This window comes from Photobacterium sp. DNB22_13_2 (assembly GCF_052873915.1).
The window spans coordinates 1-1242 of the sequence record NZ_JBNNXU010000052.1 but is presented as its reverse complement, the minus strand read 5'-3'; the positions used below and the strand labels follow the sequence as shown (position 1 = coordinate 1242).

The 1242-nt window shown below is 48.4% G+C and carries 1 protein-coding gene and 2 tRNA genes; all 3 read right to left on the bottom strand.

The annotated features are described in order from the left end of the window. The 3 genes from ACVA58_RS27750 to ACVA58_RS27740 all read right to left on the bottom strand — a co-directional run bounded on the left by ACVA58_RS27750 (nt 1) and on the right by ACVA58_RS27740 (nt 1241). Nucleotides 1-72: transfer RNA gene (locus ACVA58_RS27750), tRNA-Phe, on the bottom strand. A gap of 133 nt (nt 73-205) precedes the next feature. After that, complete coding sequence (locus ACVA58_RS27745) at nt 206-838, bottom strand: glutathione S-transferase family protein (RefSeq protein WP_446513478.1); 633 nt, start codon at nt 836-838, stop codon at nt 206-208. A 327-nt stretch (nt 839-1165) separates the two neighbouring features. After that, nucleotides 1166-1241, bottom strand: a tRNA-Asn gene (locus ACVA58_RS27740). Between the last annotated feature and the right edge of the window lies 1 nt (nt 1242).

Sequence of the window (1242 nt, the reverse complement as noted above, 5' to 3'; positions counted from 1 at the left end):
GCCTCGAGGCGGAATCGAACCACCGACACGAGGATTTTCAATCCTCTGCTCTACCGACTGAGCTATCGAGGCAACGGGGCGCATTAAAAAGGTTTTCGGCCTTTTCGTCAATGGTTTTTTGATAAAAATATGCCGACTTTGCCTTTTTTGCACTGATTGCTCGGTTTTTAAACTTTTTGTTGCTGTAAAACGGCTTATGACGCTGTTAATCGCTATCTAGAAGAGTACGGTTTTCACGGTCAAGGGCACGAGAAAGTGCCGGTCGGCGACTCACAAATTGTCTATATTTCTCAAGTTTCAGCGGCAGTTTCTGATCAAACTTGATTGCCCAGTTGAGGGTATGGGCCAATAAAATATCTGCAACGGTTGGAAAATGCCCCAGCAAATACTCATCACCTTGCATACGGCTTTCTGCCACTTTCAGGGCTTTTTTAAATTCCCACGCCGCGACAGCAAGCATTTCCGGCAGGCGGATGGATTCAGGGAGAGCGAAACGGTGTTTGCCCATGTTCCAGAGCGGCTGTTCCAGTTCGGTAATGGTATAGCTGATCCACTCGTGATGGATTGCAGATTCGGCAGTACCGGGCTCTGGCAGCCAGTGGTGACCATATCTTTCTGCTAGGTATAGGCAAATGGCCGAAGATTCACAGATGATGAGCCCGTCATCAGATAAGCAGGGGACCTTTCCCTGGGGGTTAAGAGCGAGGAACTGGGGGGAGCGATGATCATTCTTGGCAAAGTTAACCAAGCGATACTGCCAGTCAAGGCTGAGTTCCTCAAGTAACCAAGAGACACGAAGTGAGCGGGTACGCGGATAGCCGTAAAGGGTGATCATCATTTCTTCCTTGGTTTTTTTATTTTGTTGTCATTAAAGTTAGCAAAGAAAAGGCGATCTGTAGGTGCTGGCGTCAAAGTGATGAAGGAGTCTTGCTGCATACTCGGCTTGAGAGACACTAGTAAGGACTCCTGCTGGCGAAATAGCAGCTAAGGTGAGTGTCGCTCGAAATGCAGACCGAGGTAACGGCTTAGAGATAAAGTGGGGGGTAGAAACGAAAAAGCCAAGTCGTTCGTCGGGGGACGCCTTGTCTTGGCTGCTTTTGTGAAAGTGTTTGGGAAAAGTCTCAGATATGAAAAAGCCGCGTCAAATGACACGGCTTTTTCAAAGTGGCTCCCCCTGCAAGACTTGAACTTGCGACATACGGATTAACAGTCCGCCGTTCTACCAACTGAACTAAGGGGGAA